Origin of the sequence: Janthinobacterium woesei (assembly GCF_051380875.1) — a bacterium.
Lineage (GTDB): Bacteria > Pseudomonadota > Gammaproteobacteria > Burkholderiales > Burkholderiaceae_D > Janthinobacterium.
In genome coordinates, this window is the sequence record NZ_JBNYXW010000023.1 from 39,693 (window position 1) to 60,246 (window position 20,554).

The window sequence follows — 20,554 nt, forward strand, 5'->3', positions numbered from 1 at the left end:
GCGCCCGGCGTGCTACTGCGCCACGATGCGCAGCAAGCGCCCATTCTCTTCATCGGTCAGCGCATACAGGTAGCCATCCGGCCCCTGGCGCACGTCGCGCACGCGCGCACCGATGGCCAGCCGATCCTGCCCTGTCACCTTGCCATTTGCATCGACGGCGACGCGGCGGATGTCCTTGGCCGCCAGGCCGCCGCTGAAAACGCTGCCGCGCCAGGCGGCAATCTTGTCGCCAGTGTAGACGGCCAGCCCCGACGGCGCCGGCGATGGCACCCAGGCCACGCTTGGATTGAGCATGCCGGCCACCTCGTGCCTGCCGACGGGTTCATGCGTCTTGTAGTCGGCGCCATAACTTTGCAGCGGCCAGCCATAGTTGCCGCCCGCCACCACCAGGTTCAGTTCGTCGCCCCCATACGGGCCGTGCTCCGTGGCCCACACGCGGCCGGAAACAGGGTCGAGCGCCAGGCCCTGCACGTTGCGGTGGCCCATCGACCAGATTTCCGGCAAGGCGCCCCTGGCGGCCAAAGGATTGCCGGGCGCAGGCTTGCCCTCGTCCGACAGGCGCAGGATGGAACCCTGATGCGTGGCCAGGTTTTGCGCCTGCTCGCGCGCCAGGCGGTCACCGATGCGCAGCGGCGGATTGCCGCCATCGGCCACGCTCATCAGCAAAGTGCCGTCCGGCAGCCACAGCAGGCGCGAACCGAAATGCTGGCCGCCGCTCTTGTCGGTCGATACCTTGAACAGGGTCTGGATGCCCGTCACCTTCTTGCCGTCGAACACGCCGCGCACCAGGGTCGTGCGGTTGGCGTCATTGTTGCCTGTAGAGACCGTCATGTACACGCGCGGCGTCGCCTTGCCCGCATCTTGCGGGTGGATCACGATATCGAGCAAGCCGCCCTGCCCGCCCGTAAAGACGGCGGGCATGCCTTCCAGCGCCACGTCCTCGAATTTCTTGCCATTGAGCAGATGCAAGGTGCCCTGCTTGCTGGTGACCAGTGCACGGCCCTCGCCCAGCCAGGCGATGCCCCATGGCTGGCGCACGCCTTCGGCCACGGTGACGGCGCGCCAGCCCTGTTTTGCGGCAGCCGGCTCGCCGCTCGCGGCCAGTTCGGCGTGGGCGAATGGCGTGGTGGAAAATGCCAGAGCAAGCAAGATGCTGATTGGGCGTCGCATGAATTGGTGTCTCCTGTCAGTGGTTGCTACGATGGTCAGTGGTCAATGCTCAGTGCTCAGTGCTCAGGCGCGCAGCAGCAAGGCCACCGCTTCGGCCGCGATGCCTTCCTCGCGGCCCAGGTAGCCCAGCTTTTCATTCGTCTTGGCCTTGATGTTGACCTGCCCGACCGATACACCCAGGTCTTCGGCCACGTTGGCGCACATGGCGGCGATGTGCGGCGCCATCTTCGGGCGCTGGGCGATGATGGTGGCGTCGATATTGCCGATCACATAACCGGTAGCTTGCACGCGGCGCACGGCTTCGCGCAGCAGCGTGCGTGAATCGGCGCCCTTGAATTGCGCGTCCGTGTCGGGGAAGTGGCGGCCGATGTCGCCCAGCGCGGCCGCGCCGAACAGTGCGTCCGTGATGGCGTGCAGCAGCACGTCGGCGTCGGAGTGACCCAGCAAGCCCAGGTGATGGGGGATTTTCACGCCGCCGATGATCAGGTCGCGGTGCTCCACCAGCGCGTGGCAGTCATAGCCCTGGCCGATACGGAAGGGAAGTACGGGTGTGCTTGTGCTCATGTGTCTCTTTCAAATGCTGGGATGGGCCAAGAATTGGCCAAATACAGCTCGGCCGTGTGGATGTCGCGCGGCAGGGTCACTTTCAGGTTGCGCGGGTGGCCCTCGATCAGTCTTGGCGCCAGGCCCAGCGCTTCGACGGCGCTGGCGTCGTCCGTGATGGCTTGCGGATCGGGCGCTTGCGCCAGGGCTCGCAGCAGCAAGGCATAGCTGAACATTTGTGGCGTCTGCGCCAGCCACAGGCCATCGCGCGGCACCGTCTGCGCCGACAAGTTGCCTGACCCCGCACCTTGCCCTGCCCGTTTGACGGTATCGACCACGGGCAAGGCCAGCAAGCCACCGGCCGGATGCTCGCCCACCCCGGTGATGAGTTTTTCGATCAGCGCCGGCGTCAGGCCGGGCCGGGCCGCGTCGTGCACCAGTACCTGGTCGTGCGCGGCGATGCTGCCCTGCAGCGCCTGCAGGGCATTCAAAATGGTTTCCATGCGCGTGGCGCCGCCGCAGCGCAGCACCGTCACATCTTGATCTGGCACAAGGCCATCGATCAGGCCATCGTCGGGACTGACGACGATATACGTATGCGCGATCAGGGGGCAGGCGATAAAAGCGTCGAGTGCGTGGCGCAGCATGGGTTTGCCGGCGATGGGCAAGTATTGCTTGGGACTGCCCGCCTCCATGCGCGCGCCCACGCCGGCGGCGGGGATCAGCGCAAAGTATCGGACGGTGTTCGGTGCTGCTACTGTCATGCCATTCCTTGTCTAGTTGGCGGGCGCTGCCTTGCCCGCCAGGATGTTCTGGATCTCGCCGTTGCAAGCCTTGCCCAGGCGCGCATATTCTTGCGCAGAATCAATGGCTGCCTGCAAGGTTTCCACCTTGCGCATTTCTGCCTTGATATACGGCAACCAGCCCGTATCGATCTCACGCGCCAGCGCCGCCTTGGCCGTGCCGCTGGGCGCGTACAGGGGCCGGGCCTCGAAGCGCTTGGCCAGCGCAGCGCGCACGGTCTTTTCCACTCTGGGCAAATGCTGCATATAAGTCTGCATGTGCCGCAACTCATGCGCGAGTATCACATCATACGCGCAGCTGCCGGGCGCGAACTCGCGTCCGATATAGATCACCACGGGCGCATACGTGAGCGACACGGTAATCTGCGGCGCCACGCATTCATAGCCGCTGGCTGGGTCTTGCAGCATGGGGCCGGCCAGGGCAATGGCGACACGCGAATCGGTCTTGGTCAGGCCCAGCACCCAGGTGTTCTGGCGCGCTACGCCCTTCATGACGGTCAGCGCCCTGTAGGGCAGATGCGTGTCGATGCTGTAACCGTTCTGCTGCGCCGTCAGGACGGACACCGTCTTGTTAATGGTGTCTTCGCAGCGCACCTGGAACGGCGTACGCGCCTGCGCCTGTGCCTGCACACCCAGGGCGGCACTGGCTAACAGCAGGAAGATCGGCAGGCGCATGCGTGTAATATTAGTCTACTTGCCAGGCGCCGCTGGTAATCTTGTCGAGCCAGAAGATGCCGATGACGGTCTTCACGTCGGTGATCGTACCATCCTTGACCCACTCCAGCAGTTGCGGCACGGTGGCCGTGAAAGTTTCCAGGAATTCGCCGTCGTCGAGCTGGCGTTCACCGGCCACCAGGCCGCGTGCCAGGAACAGTTCCAAATGCTCGTCCGAATAGGCGATGGCGTTGTGGATGGTGGATACAAATTGCCAGTGCGTCGCCGTGTAGCCCGTCTCTTCGAGCAATTCGCGCTGGGCGCAGGCGAGGTGATCCTCACCCGCATCGATCTTGCCAGCAGGGAATTCAATAAACACGCGGTCCAGCGGATAGCGGAACTGGCGTTCCATCAGCACCGTGCCGTCGTCCAGCAGCGGCAGGATGACGACGGCGCCCGGGTGCAGGATGAATTCGCGCGCCGTGATCTTACCGTCAGGCAAGGTGACGCGGTCGCGCTGCACCTGCAGGAAGCCGCCGCTGTAGACGATCTCGCCGTCCACCTTGGTTTCATTCAGATTCATATCCATGCATTTCCTTGGTTGAATAAAAAAACGGCGCCAGAGGCGCCGCTTTCGGTAGGTAGAACACTGACAAAACCGTAGCGAGCGGCAGTGATTTGTGGCTGAGAAGCGGAACTGTGCTTGAGTACAGTGAGCATCGGAGGCCGCAAATCGCGACGCGCAGTAGGTTTGGTCAGGCGTTCTAGCGGTGCTTGCGCAGGTAGCGTGCGACAAAGCCCGGGAAGGCCAGCACCAGGAACAGGCAGCCGGTGATGGCGTAGAACTCCCAGGTTTGCGGGAAACCGTTGCCGATGCGCGCTTCGAGCGCGAACGCCACGGCGCCGACGATGAAATACAGTATCACCATCTCCAGCAGGCGCAGTGCCAGCGGCTTGCGCCAGCGCTGCCCTTCCGGCGCAACCTTTTTCAAGGGCACGGCGGCAAACAGCTTCTCGTTAAAGAATGGCAGGTTGGCGCCCAGGATAGCCAGGGCGATCACTAGCCAGCTCGAGACGGTGACATCCATCGATCAAGACGCCAGAGTCTTGCTGATGGCCGAAGCGCAGGCAGCCAGGATGCTGTTAGGCATCACGCCCAGGGCCAGGACAAACACGCCGTTCAGTGCCAGCGCCACGCGCATGTCGCCGTGCACGACCAGGGCATTGCTGTCCGTTGGCTCGTCAAACCACATCATTTTCACGACGCGCAGGTAGTAGAAGGCGCCGATCAGCGAAAACAGCACGGCAGCGATGGTCAGCCACAGCTGGCCCGTCGCCATCACGGAAGCAAGCACCGAGTACTTGGCCATGAAGCCCATCAGCGGCGGTACGCCGGCCAGCGAGAACATGAACAGGGTCATGACCAGCGCGAAGATCGGGCTGCGTTTGCCCAGGCCCTTGAAGTCGGCCAGTTCTTCTGCTTCGAAACCATTACGTGCCAGCAACATGATCACGCCAAAGGTACCCAGCGTGGTAAACACGTAGGTGATGACGTAGTACATCGAAGCGCCATAGGCGGTGGCCGCGCCAGCCGCGTTCAGGGTGTTGGCCGGACCATCAACGGTACCGGACAGCAGACCCAGCAGAACGAAGCCCATTTGCGCGATGGTCGAGTATGCCAGCATGCGCTTCAAGTTGGTTTGCGCGATCGCAGTGAAGTTGCCGATCGCCAGCGACATCACGGCCAGTACCAGCAGCATTTGCTGCCAGTCATGCGCCATCGGCAGCAAGCCCTCGCCCAGCAAACGCAGGCAGATGGCAAACGCAGCCAGTTTCGGCGCGCCGCCCAGCAGCAACGTCACGGCCGTTGGCGAACCTTGATACACGTCAGGCACCCACATGTGGAATGGCACGACGCCCAGTTTGAAGGCCAGGCCGGCAACCAGGAATACCAGGCCGAAGACCATGATGGTGCCGTTGGTCTTGCCGTTTTCCAGCGCCACGCGCAGTTCGCCCAGGTCCAGCGTACCGGAAGCGCCGTACAGCATCGAGATACCGTACAACATGAAACCGGAGGCCAGCGCGCCCAGGATGAAGTATTTCATGGCCGCTTCCGTCGCCTTGGCGTTATCACGGCGCAGCGCAATCAGCGCGTACAGCGACAGCGACATCAATTCCAGACCCAGGTAGATGATCAGGAAGTTATTGGCCGAGATCATGATCATCTGGCCCAGCAGTGCAAACAGGGCCAGCACGTAGAACTCGCCGCCCAGGTTGCCCGACAGCATGTTGCGGTCGGTGGCATAGGCACGCGAGTAGATCAGGGTCAGCGCCACGGCGCCGTACGAGAACAGTTTCAGCAGCTGCGACATCGGGTCCGACACGAACATATTGTGGAACGTGTAGACGGTGGTGCCCGCGTTGAAGTCGCCCACGGTCAGCAAGGCGCAGCCGGCCAGGGTCAGCAAGGACAGCGCGTAGGTGATCGAACGCTTCGCCGCAGGCAAGAACATATCGATCAGCAAAAGCGCCGACGTGGCGATCAGCAGAAAGATTTCCGCGTACAGCGGTACCAGATTAGGTGCATTAGTCATGTTATCGGTCTTCTATTTAAGGCAACTTGCTGATGGCGACATGCTGCAGCAGGTCGGCAACCGAAGTTTGCATCGTGTCGGTGAACGGGGCTGGGTACAGACCCATCACGAGCACGGCGATGGCCAGCACAGCAAGCATGAAGAATTCACGTTTGTTGATGTCGGTCAATTCGGCCACATGCTTGTTCGTGATCTTGCCGAACACCACGCGCTTGGCCATCCACAGCGAATACGCCGCGCCCCAGATCAGTGCCGTTGCAGCCAGCAAGCCAATCCAGAAGTTGTATTGCACCGCGCCCAGGATCACCATGAACTCGCCGACGAAGCCGGAGGTCGCTGGCAAGCCGCAATTGGCCATCGAGAACAGCACGAAGAAGGCGGCAAACTTAGGCATGCGGTTCACGACGCCGCCGTAGTCGGCGATGTTGCGGGTATGCATACGGTCATACAGCACGCCGATGCACAGGAACATCGCGCCGGAGATAAAGCCGTGCGACACCATCTGCACGATACCGCCCTGCACCGAGATGTCGTTGAACATGAAGAAGCCCAGGGTGACGAAACCCATGTGCGCGATCGACGAATAGGCGACCAGTTTTTTCATGTCCGTTTGCACCAGGGCAACCAGACCGATGTAGATCACGGCGATCAGCGACAAGGTGATCATGAAGCCCGACAGGTAGTGGCTGGCGTCTGGCGTGATTGGCAGCGAAAAACGCAGGAAACCATACGCGCCCAGTTTCAGCATGATGGCGGCCAGCACGGCGGAGCCGCCCGTAGGCGCTTCCACGTGGACGTCCGGCAGCCATGTATGGACCGGGAACATCGGCACTTTCACCGCGAAAGCCATCAGGAAGGCCAGGAAGATGAAGATCTGCTCGTTCATCGACAGCTTGAACTGATGCCAAGCCAGGATGTCGAAGGTGCCCGACACGTTGCGCAGGTAGATGATGGCAACGAGGGTCAGCAGCGAACCGAAGAAGGTGTACAGGAAGAACTTGAACGACGCGTACACGCGGTTCGAGCCGCCCCAGATACCGATGATGATGAACATCGGTATCAGGGTCGCTTCAAAGAAGAAGTAGAACAGCAAGCCGTCGAGCGCGCAGAACACGCCGATCATCAGGCCCGACAGGATCAAAAAGGCACCCATGTACTGGGCGATGCGCTTCTCGATCACTTGCCAAGCGGAAATAACGACGATGACCGTGATGAACGCCGTCAGTGGAATGAACCACAGCGACAGGCCGTCGATACCCAGCGAGTACCAGATATTGAAGGTTTCAATCCACGGTGCCTTTTCGACGAATTGCATGCCGTGCGCGGCGTTGTCGAAATGCTGGATCAGCGGCAAGGTGCACAGCATGCTGAGCACCGCGCCAGCCAGTGACAGCCAGCGGGTAAAGCCCGCTTTGCTGTCACGGCCGAGAGCCAAGACCAGGACGCCGCAAATAATCGGCACCCAGATCGACAGACTCAGGTAAGGAGGTAGTGTAGAAATCGTAGACTGCATCATGGTTCTCAGTATTCTTTTATCAGGTCAGCTTACTTAGCGGGCCAGAATGGCAGGAAATAGATCAGGAAGCCCAGCACGCCCAGGATCATCACGAATGCATAGTGATAGATGTAGCCGGTCTGCAAGCCTCGCGACAGCGAGGACAGCCAGGCGACGACCTTGGCGCTACCGTTGACCAGCAGGCCATCGATCAGCTTCTTGTCACCGAAGTTCCACAGGCCATTGCCCAGCAAGCGGGCACCGCCGGCGAACACGACTTCATTGAACTTGTCCATGTAGTACTTGTTGTCGAGCAAGGTGTGGATCGCGTGGAACTTGGCAAAGAACCAAGCTGGTACGCGCGGGTTGACCATGTAGCAGTAGTAGGCTGCCACCACGCCGGACAATGCCAGCCAGAACGGTGCCGTCGACAGGCCGTGGATCGCCATCGCCATCGCGCCGTGGAACTCATGCGACAACTCTTCCATTGCTGGATGATTTTCGCCGACGAAGATCACGCCCTTGAAGAAATCGCCATGCAGCATCGGGCCGATGGTGAAGTAACCGATGACCAGCGAAGGAATCGCCAGCATGACCAGCGGGAACCACACCACGAATGGGGATTCATGCGGCTTCTGGCCAGGTTCCAGGCCGTGGTGGCCATGGTCTTCTTCTTCGTCGTGTGCGTCGGAATCATGCTTGGCAGCAGGCGCGTGATGGTCGTCGTGACCATGCGCATGTGGCTGGCCGAAACGTTCCTTGCCGTGGAAGACGAGGAAATACATGCGGAACGAGTAGAACGCAGTGACGAACACGCCCGCCAGCACGGCGAACTGGGCAAAGCCAGCGCCCCAGATGTGCGTCGCTTCGACGGCTTCGATGATGCTGTCCTTCGAGTAGAAACCGGAGAACAGCGGCGTGCCGATCAGGGCCAGCGAACCGACCAGTGACGTGATCCAGGTAATTGGCATGTACTTGCGCAGGCCGCCCATGTTGCGGATGTCCTGGTCATGGTGCATGCCGATGATGACCGAACCGGCACCCAGGAACAGCAGTGCCTTGAAGAATGCGTGCGTCATCAGGTGGAACACGGCTACCGAGTACGCGGACGAGCCCAGTGCGACGGTCATGTAGCCCAGCTGCGACAGCGTCGAGTAAGCGACGACGCGCTTGATGTCATTCTGGATGATGCCCAAAAATCCCATGAACAGTGCCGTGATGGAACCGATCACCAGGATGAAGGACAGTGCCGTGTCGGACAGTTCGAACAGCGGCGACATGCGCGAGACCATGAAGATACCGGCCGTCACCATCGTCGCGGCGTGAATCAGTGCCGAGATCGGGGTAGGACCTTCCATCGAATCAGGCAGCCACACGTGCAGCGGGAACTGCGCCGATTTGCCCATCGCGCCGATGAACAGGCAGATGCAGGCAACCGTCAGCAGGGCCCAGTCGGTACCCGGCAAGCTTAGCAGCGCCAGTTCGTCTTTCTTGGCAAACACTTCCTGGTAGTTCATGGTGCCGGCATACGCCAGCAGCAGGCCGATGCCCAGGATGAAGCCGAAGTCGCCCACGCGGTTGACCAGGAAAGCCTTCATGTTGGCCACGATGGCCGTCGGACGCTGGTACCAGAAACCGATCAGCAGGTAAGACACCAGGCCCACGGCTTCCCAACCGAAGAACAGTTGCAGGAAGTTGTTGGCCATGACCAGCATCAACATCGAGAAGGTGAACAGCGAGATGTAGGAGAAGAAGCGGTTGTAGCCTTCATCGTCCTTCATGTAGCCGATCGTATAGATGTGCACCATCAATGACACGAAGGTGACCACGCACATCATCATCGCCGACAGCGAATCGATCTGGAAGCCCACTTCCATCTTCAGGGTGCCGATCGTCATCCAGTTATAGATGGTGCCATTGAACGTCGCGCCATCCATCACTGCCAGCAACGTGTGCACGGACAGGATGAACGCTATCAGTACGCCCAGGATCGTCGCGGTATGCGACGTCTTGCGTCCGACCAAATTACCCAGGAACTGGGTGCCTAGCAAACCTGCAATCGCGGCACCGGCCAGCGGCGCCAGCGGTACGGCAAGAAGGAGGTTAGGGTTGAGGAGTTGCCCCGCCATGATGAACCTTAATCGTTATTATTCGAGAGATCGAGTCTGAAAAACATCAGCCTTTGAGGCTGTCCAGGTCTTCGACGTTGATGGTATCCAGATTACGGAACATCACCACCAGAATAGCCAGACCGATAGCCGACTCAGCGGCGGCAACCGTCAGGATGAAGAAAACGAAGATCTGACCGGCCGCGTCACCCATGAAATGGGAGAACGCGATGAAATTCATATTCACCGCCAGCAGCATCAATTCGATTGCCATCAGCAATACGATGATGTTCTTGCGGTTCAGGAAAATACCGACGATCGAGATTGCGAACAGGATCGCGCCCAGGACCAGAAAATGTGTGAGCGATAATGTCATGGTGCCTCCTTAACGTCCGGCTCAGCCGCAGGACGCTCGACGACCGCGTCCATCTTGATGATCTTCAGGCGGTCGTTACGCTTGACGCGCACAGCCATGCCCGGATCGAAATGCTTGGTGTCCTTGCGTTTGCGCAAGGTCAATGCGACAGCGGCAACGATGGCCACCAGCAGCACGACGGCAGCGATCTCGAAAGCGAACACATACGTCGTGTAGATCAGCATGCCCAGTTCCTTGGTGCCGCCCAGGTTGACGTTCACCGGCGCGATGCTCGGCGTAAAGTTGCGGAAACCGTGCCACAGGACGGCAGCCATTTCCAGCACGATGATTGCGCCCACCGTCACCGACAATGGCAGGTAGCCCCAGAAGCCTTCGCGCATGCGGTCGATATTGATATCGAGCATCATGACCACGAAGAGGAACAGCACCATCACGGCGCCGACATAGACCAGTACCAGCACGATGGCCAGGAATTCAGCTTGCAGCAGCATCCAGATGCCCGCTGCGGAGAAGAAGGACAGTACCAGGAACAGTACTGCGTGGACCGGATTACGGGCCGTGATGACGCGCGTCGCTGCCAGAATCAAGATCAGCGCGAAGGCGTAAAACAAAATTGTTTTAAAGTCCATAAAAAACCCAATAGACGTACAGATGAACGAGGGGCGCGCCGCAGCTTGTCAGCTGCGGCGCATCCATCAGCGATAAGGTGCGTCGGCGGCGCGCGCAGCGGCGATGTCATTTTCATAACGGTCACCCACGGCCAGCAACATCTCTTTCGTGTAGTACAAATCCCCGCGTTTCTCGCCGTGGTATTCCAGGATTTGCGTCTCGACGATCGAATCGACCGGGCAGGACTCTTCGCAGAAACCGCAGAAGATGCACTTGGTCAAGTCGATATCGTAACGCGTGGTGCGGCGCGAACCGTCGTCACGCTGTTCCGATTCGATCGTGATGGCCATCGCCGGGCAAACTGCTTCGCACAGTTTGCAGGCGATGCAACGTTCCTCGCCGTTCGGGTAGCGGCGCAGCGCGTGCAAGCCACGGAAACGCGGCGAGATCGGTGTCTTCTCTTCCGGGAATTGCACCGTGATCTTGCGCGAAAACATGTACTTGCCTGTCAGCGCCATGCCCTTGATCAGCTCGCCCAACAACAGGCTGCTGAGGAAATCTTTTACCTTATCCATTCGTATGCACTCTCTTACTTCCAAATATTCCAGGATGTCTGCATCCAGGCAGCGACGAAGACCAGGTAGACCAGCGTCAACGGGATAAACACTTTCCAACCGAGGCGCATGATCTGGTCATAACGGTAGCGAGGGAAAGTACCGCGCACCCAGATGAACACCGACACGATGAAGAAGGTTTTCGCAAACAGCCAGAAGAAGCCGCCGAAACCGCCCCAGAATTCGAGGAAGGCAAACGGTGCAGACCAGCCGCCGAGGAACATGATCGCAGCCAGGGCGCCGATCAGGATCATGTTGGCGTATTCGGCCAGCATGAACATGGCGTAGGCCATGCCCGAGTACTCGACCATGTGGCCGGCGACGATTTCCGACTCGCCTTCGACGACGTCGAATGGATGGCGGTTGGCTTCAGCCAGGCCCGACACCAGGTAAATGACGAACATCGGCAGCAGCGGCAGCCAGTTCCACGACATGAAGTTGACGCCCTTGTCGGCGAAGTAGCCGATTTGCTGGCCGCCGACGATGTCGATGAAGTTCAGGCTGCCCGAGACCATCAGCACGATGACCATCACGAAGCCCATCGGGATTTCATACGAAATCATCTGTGCCGAAGCGCGCATGGCGCCCATGAACGAGTACTTCGAGTTCGAGGCCCAGCCGGCGATGATGATGCCGTAGACTTCCATCGAGGTAATCGCCAGCAGCAGCAGCAAGCCCGCGTTGACGTTGGCCAGCACCGCTTCCGGACCGAACGGTACGACCGACCAGGCGGCCAGGGCCGGCATGATGGTCATGATCGGACCGATCACGAACAGGCCCTTGGCGGCCTTGGCCGGGATGATGATCTCTTTGAACAAGAGTTTCAGCGCATCGGCGATCGGCTGCAGCAAGCCCAGCGGACCGACGCGGTTCGGGCCGACGCGGATCTGGATCCAGCCGATCAGCTTGCGTTCCCACAAGGTCGCGTAGGCAACCAGACCCATCAGCGGCAGCAGCACGCACAGGATCTTGATCAGGGTCCAGAAGAAAGGCCACGCACCGCCCAGCAAATCCTGGCCGCTACTGTTGATGACGTTTACAAATTCAGGCAGAGCCATCAGATTTTCCCCTCTGCTGTTTCAACTGTGATGTCACCAAACATGCCGCCCAGGCTAGCTGTCGAGGCATGCGCCGCCGACACTTTCACCACATTGGCTGGCAGGCCGGCATGGATGGCCGCCACCAGGATGGCGCTGCCGGAGCCTTGCGCCACTTTGACTTTGTCGCCAGCCTTGATGCCCAGCTTTTCAGCCAGTGCCACGGACAGGTGCGCTTGCGGCGCGGCGCCATCGACCGTGCGCTGCAAAGGTTCGGCGCGGCGTACCAGGGCGTCGGCAAAGTAGATCGGCACGTCGGCGATGCGTTGCAGCGCAGGCGACGCCGGGGCGTACGATGCCGCTACCGGTGCGTTCTTGGCGATATTGTTCAGCTGTGCCGACAGATCGGTCACATCTAAGCCAAACGCTTCGTCGCGGATCGCTTCGGAAGTGTCGTAGTCGAAACCGGCCAGGCCCAGGATGTTGCCCAGGACGCGCAGCACTTTCCAGGCTGGACGGGTTTCGGCCAGCGGCTTGACGCTGCCGTTGAAACTTTGCGCGCGGCCTTCGCAATTGACGAAGGTGCCCGAGGTTTCAGCGAACGGGGCGACCGGCAGCAAGACATCGGCGTAATCCATGCCGTGCTTGAAGGCCGACATCGCCACGACCATCTCGGCGCCGTCCAGGGCGGCGCGGGCCGCTTGTGGATTGGCAGCATCGAGTTCCGGCTCGGCGTGCAGCAGCACGTAAGCTTTCTTCGGTACGGCAAAGGCAGCTTGCACGTTGGCGCGTGGTTTTGCAACCAGGTGTGCGCCCACGGTGTTGGCAGCTTCCGTCAGGTAGCCCAGCTTGGCGCCCGTCTGTTCGGCGATCCATTGCGCGGCAGCATGCAGTTGCGACGCTTGCGGGTGTTGCGTTGCCGCATTACCCAGCAGGATGGCGCCGTTGTCGCCGGCCATCAGGCTGGCAGCGATGGCAACAGCCACGCCGGAAGCGTTGACAGCGTCGAAGCCGGCAGGCGCTGCAATTTCTTTCGCCTTGGCAACAGCTGCGACCACTTCGGACAAGGCCGCCAGCCAATCATTCGGCGCGACGATCATTTTGTTGGCGATGGTGATCAATTGATCATCGTCGGATGCGTGCAGGATCGACAGCTTGGCGCCGCCCTTGACGGACGCGCGCAGACGCGTTGCCAGCAATGGGTGGTCCTTGCGCAGGAACGAGCCGATGACGAAGGCGCGCTTGATCTGGCCAAATTCGGTGATCGGCATGCCCAGCCATGGCTTGACGTTCGCGTCCAGCGCAAAGTCAGTCTGGCGCAGGCGGAAGTCGACGTTCTCGCTACCGAGGCCGTGGGCAACTTTTTGCAGCAGAACCAGCTCTTCGACGGTCGAATGGGGCGTCGCCAGCGCGGCGATGGCGTCAGCGCCATGCTCGTGCTTGATATTTTTCAAACCGTGCGCCACGTATTCCAGCGCCGTTTGCCAATCGACTTCTTTCCACTCGTTGCCCTGTTTCAGCATCGGGGAAGTCAGGCGTTCGGCACTATCGAGCGCCTCGTACGAGAAACGGTCCTTGTCCGAGATCCAGCACTCGTTGACGGCATCGTTTTCCAGCGGCAATACGCGCTTGACCTTGCCAGCTTTCACTTGCACGATCAGGTTTGCGCCCAGGCCGTCATGCGGGCTGACCGATTTGCGGCGCGACAGTTCCCACGTACGGGCGCTGTAGCGGAATGGCTTCGACGTCAGTGCGCCGACCGGGCACAGGTCGATCATGTTGCCCGACAATTCGGAGTCGACCGTCTGGCCGACAAACGACACGATTTCCGAGTGTTCGCCGCGGCCGATCATGCCCAGTTCCATCACGCCGGCCACTTCCTGGCCAAAACGCACGCAACGGGTGCACTGGATGCAGCGCGACATTTCTTGCATGGACACCAGCGGACCGGCTTCCTTCGGCGTGACGACGCGCTTGTCTTCCTTGTAGCGCGATTCGCTCTTGCCGTAGCCCACTGCCAAGTCTTGCAACTGGCATTCGCCGCCCTGATCGCAGATAGGGCAATCGAGCGGGTGGTTAATTAACAAGAATTCCATGACCGACTTTTGCGCCTGCACAGCTTTATCGCTGGCGGAGCGCACGATCATGCCGGCACTGACCGGGGTCGCACAAGCGGGCAAAGGCTTGGGCGCCTTTTCCACTTCGACCAGGCACATGCGGCAATTCGCTGCGATCGACAATTTCTTGTGATAGCAGAAGTGCGGAATGTAGGTTCCCAATTTGTTGGCGGCGTCCATCACCATGCTACCAGCAGGGACTTCGACTTTTTTGCCGTCTATTTCGATTTCAACCATGGTGATCGTTACCTGACGCAGCTTAGATATATGCGGGCACTAAGCAATGCTTGTGCTCGATATGATATTCAAATTCTTCACGGAAATTCTTAATGAAGGCCCGTACCGGCATGGCAGCCGCATCGCCCAGCGCGCAAATGGTGCGGCCCTGGATGTTGTCGGCGATCGAGTTGAGCATATCCAGGTCGTCTGGACGACCCTGCCCCTGCTCGATGCGGTGCACCATGCGGTACATCCAGCCTGTGCCTTCACGGCAAGGCGTACACTGGCCGCACGATTCTTCAAAGTAGAAGTAGGACAGGCGTTCCAGCGCCTTTACCATGCAGCGTGTTTCGTCCATCACGATGACAGCGCCCGAACCCAACATCGAACCGGCTTTCGCGATCGAGTCGTAGTCCAGGTCGGTCTGCATCATGATGTCGCCGCGAATCACGGGCGAGGACGAACCGCCTGGGATCACAGCCTTGATCTTTTTGCCACCGCGCATGCCGCCTGCCAGTTCCAGCAGTTTGGCGAACGGCGTGCCGAGCGGCACTTCGTAGTTGCCCGGCAATTCCACGTCGCCCGAGATCGAGAAGATCTTCGAGCCGCCATTGTTCGGCTTGCCCATCGCCAGGTATTTCTCTGGACCAATGTTGAGCACGAATGGCACGGCCGCGAAAGTTTCCGTGTTGTTGATCGTCGTCGGCTTGCCGTACAGGCCAAACGAGGCAGGGAAAGGCGGCTTGAAGCGCGGCTGGCCTTTCTTGCCTTCCAGCGACTCCAGCAGCGCCGTTTCTTCGCCGCAGATGTAGGCGCCATAACCATGGTGCGCATGCAACTGGAACGAGAATTCGCTGCCCATGATCTTGTCGCCCAGGAAACCGGCGGCGCGCGCCTCTTCCAGCGCTTCTTCGAAACGGGCGTACTCGGCCCAGATTTCACCGTGGATATAGTTATAGCCGACGGTGATGCCCATCGCATACGCGCCAATGGCCATGCCTTCGATCAGCGCATGGGGATTGTAACGAATGATGTCACGGTCCTTGAAAGTACCCGGTTCGCCTTCATCTGTATTGCAGACGAGGTATTTTTGACCCGGGAACTGGCGCGGCATGAAGCTCCACTTCAGGCCGGTAGGGAAACCCGCGCCGCCACGGCCGCGCAAGGACGAAGCCTTGAGGTCGGCGATGATCTGTTCCGGCGTGATTTTCTCTTCCAGGATACGCCGCAGGGCGCTGTAGCCGCCGCGGTTCACATAATCTTGCAAATGCCAGTTCTTGCCATCCAGATCTTTCAGGATCAATGGATCGATATGGCGGTTGTGGAGTGACGTCATTTCTTGAGTTCCTCCAGCATGGCGTCGATTTTCTCGTTCGACATCCAGCTGCACATGGTTTTATTGCTAACCAGCAAGACAGGCGCATCGCCGCAAGCACCCATGCACTCGCCTTCAACCAGGGTGAACTGGCCGTCTGCGGTGGTTTCGCGGAAATCGATGCCCAGCTTCTGCTTCAGGTAGTCTGCTGCGCGCACGCCGCCCGACAGGGCGCATGGCAGGTTGGTGCACACGGTGATCTTGTGCTTGCCCACGGGCTTGACGTTGTACATATTGTAGAACGTGGCCACTTCCTGCACGGCAATGGCCGGCATGCCGATGTAATCGGCCAGTTCCTTCATGGTTTCCGGCGCCAGCCAGCCTAGTTCATCCTGGGCGTGGGCCAGCGCAGCCATGACGGCGGATTGACGCTGGTCAGCCGGGTACTTGGCCAACTCGCGGTCAATTTTTTTATAGCATTGTTCTGATAACAACATACTTTTTGCCTCTTAGCGGTCAATACTGCCGAACACGATATCTTGCGTACCGATGATGGTCACGGCGTCGGCAAGCATGTGCCCACGCGCCATCTCATCGAGCGACTGCAAGTGGGCGTAGTCTGGCGCGCGCAGTTTCATGCGGTACGGCTTGTTGGCGCCATCGGACACCAGGTACACGCCGAACTCGCCTTTCGGATGTTCCACGGCGCTGTAGGCCTCGCCTGGCGGCACGTGGAAACCTTCGGTAAACAGTTTGAAGTGGTGAATCAACGATTCCATGTTGGTCTTCATGTCGACCCGGCCCGGAGGCGCCACCTTGCGGTTGCTGGTCATGACAGGACCGTCATTGTTGCGCAGCCACTCCACGCATTGCTTGATGATGCGGTTCGACTGGCGCAACTCTTCCACGCGCACCAGGTAGCGGTCGTAGCAATCGCCGTTGGTGCCGATAGGAATGTCGAAATCCATCAAGTCGTACACTTCGTACGGCTGTTTCTTGCGCAAGTCCCACTGCACGCCCGAGCCGCGCAGCATGGCGCCCGTAAAGCCCATGGCCAGCGCATCTTCCGGCGAAACCACGCCGATGCCGACGGTCCGTTGCTTCCAGATTCGATTATCGGTCAACAACGTTTCGTACTCGTCCACCGAATTGGGGAAACGGCGCGCGAAGTCTTCGATGAAGTCCAGCACGGAACCCTGGCGGTTTTCATTGAGCCGGTTGATCGCCTTGGCGTTGCGGATGATCGACGCCTTGTGCTGCGGCATCGCATTCGGCAAGTCGCGGTAGACGCCGCCCGGACGGTAGTAGGCTGCGTGCATGCGCGCGCCCGATACCGCCTCGTAGACGTCGAACAAGTCTTCGCGGTCGCGGAAGCAATACAGGAACGGGCCCATGGCGCCGACGTCCAACGCGTGGGTACCGAGCCACATCAGGTGATTCAGGATACGCGTGATCTCGTCGAACATGACGCGGATGTATTGCGCGCGCAGCGGCACTTCCAGGCCCAGCATCTTTTCGATCGCCATCACGTACGCATGTTCATTGCACATCATCGACACATAGTCGAGACGGTCCATGTACGGCACGGATTGCAGATAGGTCTTTTGCTCGGCCAGCTTCTCGGTGGCGCGGTGCAGCAGGCCGATATGCGGGTCGGCACGCTGGATGACTTCGCCATCCATCTCCAGCACCAGGCGCAGCACACCGTGCGCGGCCGGATGCTGTGGCCCAAAGTTCAGGGTGTAGTTCTTAATCTCAGCCATTATTTCATCCCGTAATGTTCTTCGCGGATCACGCGCGGCACGTTTTCCCGCGGCTCGATCGTCACGGGCTGGTAAATCACGCGCTTTTGTTCCGGATCGTAACGCATCTCGACATAGCCGGAGACGGGGAAGTCCTTGCGGAACGGATGGCCGATGAAACCGTAATCGGTCAGCAGGCGGCGCAAGTCGTTATGCCCTTCGAAGAGGATGCCCAGCAAGTCGAATGCTTCGCGCTCGTACCAGTTGACGGAGCGCCAGATGCCCACCACGGAGGGCAGCAGCGGCATGTCGTCGTCGGGTGCGAACACGCGCACGCGCACGCGCCAGTTGTGCTTGACCGACAGCAAATGCGAGACGGCTGCGAAACGCAGGCCATCCCAGGCGCCGTCGCCATAGGTCGAGTAGTCGACGCCGCACAGATCGAGCATTTGCTCGAAATGCAGGCTCGGATCGTCGCGCAAGGTCTGCATCACGGCGAGGTAGTCCTCGGCCTTGACGACCAGGGTGACTTCGCCCAGCTTGACGGTCGTGCTAACGCGTTCGCCCAGGGCAGTGCCGAGGGCGTTTTGCAATACTTCTAAATGTGTTGTCATAATCTGAAGCGGCCCGGTTAGCGTGCGATCGTGCTGGTACGCTTGATCTTGTTCTGCAATTGCATGATGCCGTACAGCAAGGCTTCAGCGGTCGGAGGACAGCCAGGCACATACACGTCGACGGGCACGATGCGGTCGCAACCACGCACCACAGAGTAGGAGTAATGGTAGTACCCGCCGCCATTGGCGCAGGAACCCATCGAGATGACCCAGCGTGGCTCTGCCATCTGGTCGTAGACCTTGCGCAGGGCCGGCGCCATCTTGTTGCACAGCGTACCGGCAACGATCATGACGTCGGACTGACGCGGCGACGGACGAAACACGACGCCGAAACGGTCCATATCGTAGCGGGCTGCGCCCACGTGCATCATTTCGACCGCACAGCAGGCCAGACCGAACGTCATCGGGAACATAGACCCGGTGCGCGCCCAGTTGATCAGCTTGTCGGCCGAGGTGGTGATGAAACCTTCGCTTAATACGCCTTCAATAGCCATGGCTTATTCCCAGTCAAGGGCACCTTTCTTCCAAATGTACCAAAATCCGACCACGAATTCAGCGATGAACACCATCATCGTGACGAAACCGGCCCAGCCCAGGTCGCGCATTGCAACGCCCCATGGGAAAAAGAATGCCGTTTCCAGATCGAACAAAATAAACAGGATTGCGACCAGATAGTAGCGCACATCAAATTTCATGCGCGCGTCTTCGAATGCTTCAAAGCCACATTCGTACGGGGAGAGTTTTGCTGCGTCAGGCTTGTTAGGGCCTAACAGGCGCCCCAGGAGCTGGGGAGCGATACCGACACCAAGGCCGACAATAATAAACAGCAGGACGGGGAAGTAATTTTCGAGGTTCACGATTGATGAGCTTATATTGAACGATCGGTTAAATGAGGACGCTGCGATAATTTGCAGCGTATCTAACGCACGACCCCAATCAAAGCTAAGACCAGGATCGAACGACACATCCTCGTAAAAAAAGCCAGCAACTTTGTACGAGCCATGGCTCGTGCGCCGTTGCTGGCTTCTGATTTCTGGTGCCGACGACGAGACTCGAACTCGTACAGCTTGCGCCACTACCCCCTCAAGATAGCGTGTCTACCAATTTCACCACGTCGGCGGTAAGGCCCGTATTCTACTCTGCTTTGCCGCTAAAGTTAATGCACAAATGCATCAAAACACAGATAAAAACGATAAATTTTTACAGCTTCCAGCGCGCCACGGTTTTTTCCTGCCGCACTGCTAAAACATTGAGCAATAATCTGCTCGCAATGAGAATTACTCTCGATGAGGCATCAAGATACTCGGCATTTACTTGGGAATCGCGCCTGCCGGGGTGCTGGCAACGGGTGCTGCCGCCGCTGGAGCGCTGGCCGCCGGTGCTGCAGGCAGCGTCGTCGGGATCGCGCCCGCGCCGGTCACTGGCACTGGCTTGACGACTTTATCCATCACGCCGCCGCCTACCGTGGTGGCGCGCTGATTGGCCATCAACGACAGGGCCAGGGTGGCGCCAAAGAAGATCGCGGCGGCAACGCCGGTCGACTTCGACATGAAGTTCGACGAACCCGTCGCACCAAACAGGCTGCCCGATGCGCCAGAACCAAAGGCGGCGCCCATATCGGCGCCCTTGCCGTGCTGCAGCAACACCAGCGCGATAATCGACAATGCCGAAATAACCTGTACTACCACTACCAGATTGAACATCATGTTCATTGCAATTCCATTCTTAGTTTAAATTAATTCAATCAGCGGCGTGAATAATCGCCAGGAAATCCGCCGCCTTCAATGCTGCTCCACCGATCAGACCGCCATCGATATCCGGCATCGCCATCAATTCTTTTGCGTTCTCTGGCTTCATGCTGCCGCCGTACAGGATTTGCACGCCGGCCGCCGCTACCGCATTCTTTGCTGCCAACTGGCCGCGCAGCACCTGATGCACATCCTGTGCCATCTGCGGCGTGGCCGTCTTGCCCGTGCCAATGGCCCACACTGGCTCATAGGCCAGCACCAGTTTCGCCACGTCGTCGGCAGAAATCGCCTCCAGCACGGCGCCCAGCTGCTGCGCCACCACTGCGTCGGTCTGGCCCGCTTCGCGCTGCGCCAGCGTTTCGCCGATGCACACGATAGGTGTAATGCCGGCCGCCAGCGCGGCGACCGTCTTGGCCGCCACCTGCGCATCGCTCTCGCCATGGTAGGCGCGGCGCTCGGAGTGCCCGATCACCACATAGTGGCAAGCGAAATCGCGCAGCATGGCGACCGAGATTTCTCCCGTGTACGCGCCGCTGGCGTGGGCCGAGACATCTTGCGCGCCCCAGCAAAGAGCCGAGCCTGCCAATTGCGCCTGGCACTGCGCCAGATACGGCGCAGGCACGCAGACAGCGCTGGCGGCGCCAGAGGCAGTCAGGCCAGCAACTATTTCAGACAATAACACCGCGTTCGAGGTGCGACTGCCGTTCATTTTCCAATTTCCGACGACAAGTTTGCGACGCATAGTAGCCTAAATTCTAATAACCCGTCATTCTAACTCCAGCACCGATGCCGGTCA

22 protein-coding genes and 1 tRNA gene are annotated in these 20,554 nt (G+C 59.6%); all 23 read right to left on the bottom strand.

Going from position 1 to position 20,554, the window contains the following annotated elements; genetic code table 11:
* Nucleotides 1–12: 12 nt before the first annotated feature.
* A complete protein-coding gene (locus tag ACQ4W6_RS23245) occupies nt 13–1,170 on the bottom strand; it encodes a PQQ-dependent sugar dehydrogenase (RefSeq protein WP_436569539.1) in 1,158 nt (385 codons plus the stop codon).
* Between the two features lie 63 nt (nt 1,171–1,233).
* Nucleotides 1,234–1,734 carry a 2-C-methyl-D-erythritol 2,4-cyclodiphosphate synthase gene (ispF, locus tag ACQ4W6_RS23250; RefSeq protein ID WP_436569540.1) on the bottom strand — a complete coding sequence of 167 codons (501 nt, stop codon included), beginning with the start codon at nt 1,732–1,734 and terminating at the stop codon, nt 1,234–1,236.
* Nucleotides 1,731–2,477, bottom strand: a complete 747-nt coding sequence (gene ispD / locus ACQ4W6_RS23255; RefSeq protein ID WP_436569541.1) for a 2-C-methyl-D-erythritol 4-phosphate cytidylyltransferase — start codon at nt 2,475–2,477, stop codon at nt 1,731–1,733. Before ispD ends, ispF begins: the two co-directional genes overlap by 4 nt.
* A gap of 12 nt (nt 2,478–2,489) precedes the next feature.
* A complete protein-coding gene (locus tag ACQ4W6_RS23260; RefSeq protein ID WP_436569542.1) occupies nt 2,490–3,191 on the bottom strand; it encodes a hypothetical protein in 702 nt (233 codons plus the stop codon).
* Between the two features lie 10 nt (nt 3,192–3,201).
* A complete protein-coding gene (locus tag ACQ4W6_RS23265; RefSeq protein WP_436569543.1) occupies nt 3,202–3,759 on the bottom strand; it encodes an NUDIX domain-containing protein in 558 nt (185 codons plus the stop codon).
* A 175-nt stretch (nt 3,760–3,934) separates the two neighbouring features.
* Nucleotides 3,935–4,258, bottom strand: coding sequence for a DUF2818 family protein (locus ACQ4W6_RS23270; protein ID WP_436569544.1), 324 nt, complete (start codon nt 4,256–4,258; stop codon nt 3,935–3,937).
* Between the two features lie 3 nt (nt 4,259–4,261).
* Nucleotides 4,262–5,764: an NADH-quinone oxidoreductase subunit NuoN gene (gene nuoN, locus ACQ4W6_RS23275; protein WP_436569545.1), complete on the bottom strand. Its 1,503-nt coding sequence runs from the start codon at nt 5,762–5,764 to the stop codon at nt 4,262–4,264.
* A 16-nt stretch (nt 5,765–5,780) separates the two neighbouring features.
* The gene (locus ACQ4W6_RS23280; protein ID WP_436569546.1) at nt 5,781–7,280 is read right to left on the bottom strand and encodes an NADH-quinone oxidoreductase subunit M; all 1,500 of its coding nucleotides are present in this window, start codon (nt 7,278–7,280) and stop codon (nt 5,781–5,783) included.
* A 29-nt stretch (nt 7,281–7,309) separates the two neighbouring features.
* Nucleotides 7,310–9,388, bottom strand: coding sequence for an NADH-quinone oxidoreductase subunit L (gene nuoL, locus ACQ4W6_RS23285; protein ID WP_436569547.1), 2,079 nt, complete (start codon nt 9,386–9,388; stop codon nt 7,310–7,312).
* 46 nt (nt 9,389–9,434) lie between these two features.
* Nucleotides 9,435–9,743 (bottom strand): NADH-quinone oxidoreductase subunit NuoK, encoded by a 309-nt coding sequence (nuoK, locus tag ACQ4W6_RS23290; protein WP_010399724.1) that lies wholly within the window; start codon nt 9,741–9,743, stop codon nt 9,435–9,437.
* Complete coding sequence (locus tag ACQ4W6_RS23295) at nt 9,740–10,372, bottom strand: NADH-quinone oxidoreductase subunit J (protein ID WP_436569548.1); 633 nt, start codon at nt 10,370–10,372, stop codon at nt 9,740–9,742. Before ACQ4W6_RS23295 ends, nuoK begins: the two co-directional genes overlap by 4 nt.
* A 66-nt stretch (nt 10,373–10,438) precedes the next feature.
* Nucleotides 10,439–10,927, bottom strand: a complete 489-nt coding sequence (gene nuoI / locus ACQ4W6_RS23300) for an NADH-quinone oxidoreductase subunit NuoI (RefSeq protein WP_096236664.1) — start codon at nt 10,925–10,927, stop codon at nt 10,439–10,441.
* A gap of 14 nt (nt 10,928–10,941) precedes the next feature.
* A complete protein-coding gene (gene nuoH, locus ACQ4W6_RS23305) occupies nt 10,942–12,024 on the bottom strand; it encodes an NADH-quinone oxidoreductase subunit NuoH (protein WP_436569549.1) in 1,083 nt (360 codons plus the stop codon).
* Entirely contained in the window at nt 12,024–14,357 is a 2,334-nt protein-coding gene (gene nuoG / locus ACQ4W6_RS23310) for an NADH-quinone oxidoreductase subunit NuoG (protein WP_436569550.1), read from the bottom strand. Before nuoG ends, nuoH begins: the two co-directional genes overlap by 1 nt.
* Before the next feature lie 22 nt (nt 14,358–14,379).
* Complete coding sequence (gene nuoF, locus ACQ4W6_RS23315) at nt 14,380–15,675, bottom strand: NADH-quinone oxidoreductase subunit NuoF (protein ID WP_436569551.1); 1,296 nt, start codon at nt 15,673–15,675, stop codon at nt 14,380–14,382.
* Nucleotides 15,672–16,151 (bottom strand): NADH-quinone oxidoreductase subunit NuoE, encoded by a 480-nt coding sequence (gene nuoE / locus ACQ4W6_RS23320; RefSeq protein WP_034749989.1) that lies wholly within the window; start codon nt 16,149–16,151, stop codon nt 15,672–15,674. Before nuoE ends, nuoF begins: the two co-directional genes overlap by 4 nt.
* A gap of 12 nt (nt 16,152–16,163) precedes the next feature.
* Nucleotides 16,164–17,417, bottom strand: a complete 1,254-nt coding sequence (locus ACQ4W6_RS23325) for an NADH-quinone oxidoreductase subunit D (protein ID WP_436569552.1) — start codon at nt 17,415–17,417, stop codon at nt 16,164–16,166.
* Nucleotides 17,417–18,010 (bottom strand): NADH-quinone oxidoreductase subunit C, encoded by a 594-nt coding sequence (locus ACQ4W6_RS23330; RefSeq protein WP_436569553.1) that lies wholly within the window; start codon nt 18,008–18,010, stop codon nt 17,417–17,419. The genes ACQ4W6_RS23325 and ACQ4W6_RS23330 overlap by 1 nt, the downstream gene beginning before the upstream one ends.
* 17 nt (nt 18,011–18,027) lie before the next feature.
* On the bottom strand, nt 18,028–18,504 hold the full coding sequence (locus ACQ4W6_RS23335; RefSeq protein WP_010399733.1) for a NuoB/complex I 20 kDa subunit family protein: 477 nt from the start codon (nt 18,502–18,504) through the stop codon (nt 18,028–18,030).
* A gap of 3 nt (nt 18,505–18,507) precedes the next feature.
* Nucleotides 18,508–18,867, bottom strand: coding sequence for an NADH-quinone oxidoreductase subunit A (locus tag ACQ4W6_RS23340; RefSeq protein WP_436569585.1), 360 nt, complete (start codon nt 18,865–18,867; stop codon nt 18,508–18,510).
* Between the two features lie 177 nt (nt 18,868–19,044).
* A tRNA-Leu gene (locus tag ACQ4W6_RS23345) sits at nt 19,045–19,129 on the bottom strand.
* A 191-nt stretch (nt 19,130–19,320) separates the two neighbouring features.
* The gene (gene secG, locus ACQ4W6_RS23350; RefSeq protein WP_010399735.1) at nt 19,321–19,722 is read right to left on the bottom strand and encodes a preprotein translocase subunit SecG; all 402 of its coding nucleotides are present in this window, start codon (nt 19,720–19,722) and stop codon (nt 19,321–19,323) included.
* Between the two features lie 28 nt (nt 19,723–19,750).
* Nucleotides 19,751–20,500: a triose-phosphate isomerase gene (tpiA, locus tag ACQ4W6_RS23355; RefSeq protein WP_436569554.1), complete on the bottom strand. Its 750-nt coding sequence runs from the start codon at nt 20,498–20,500 to the stop codon at nt 19,751–19,753.
* Between the last annotated feature and the right edge of the window lie 54 nt (nt 20,501–20,554).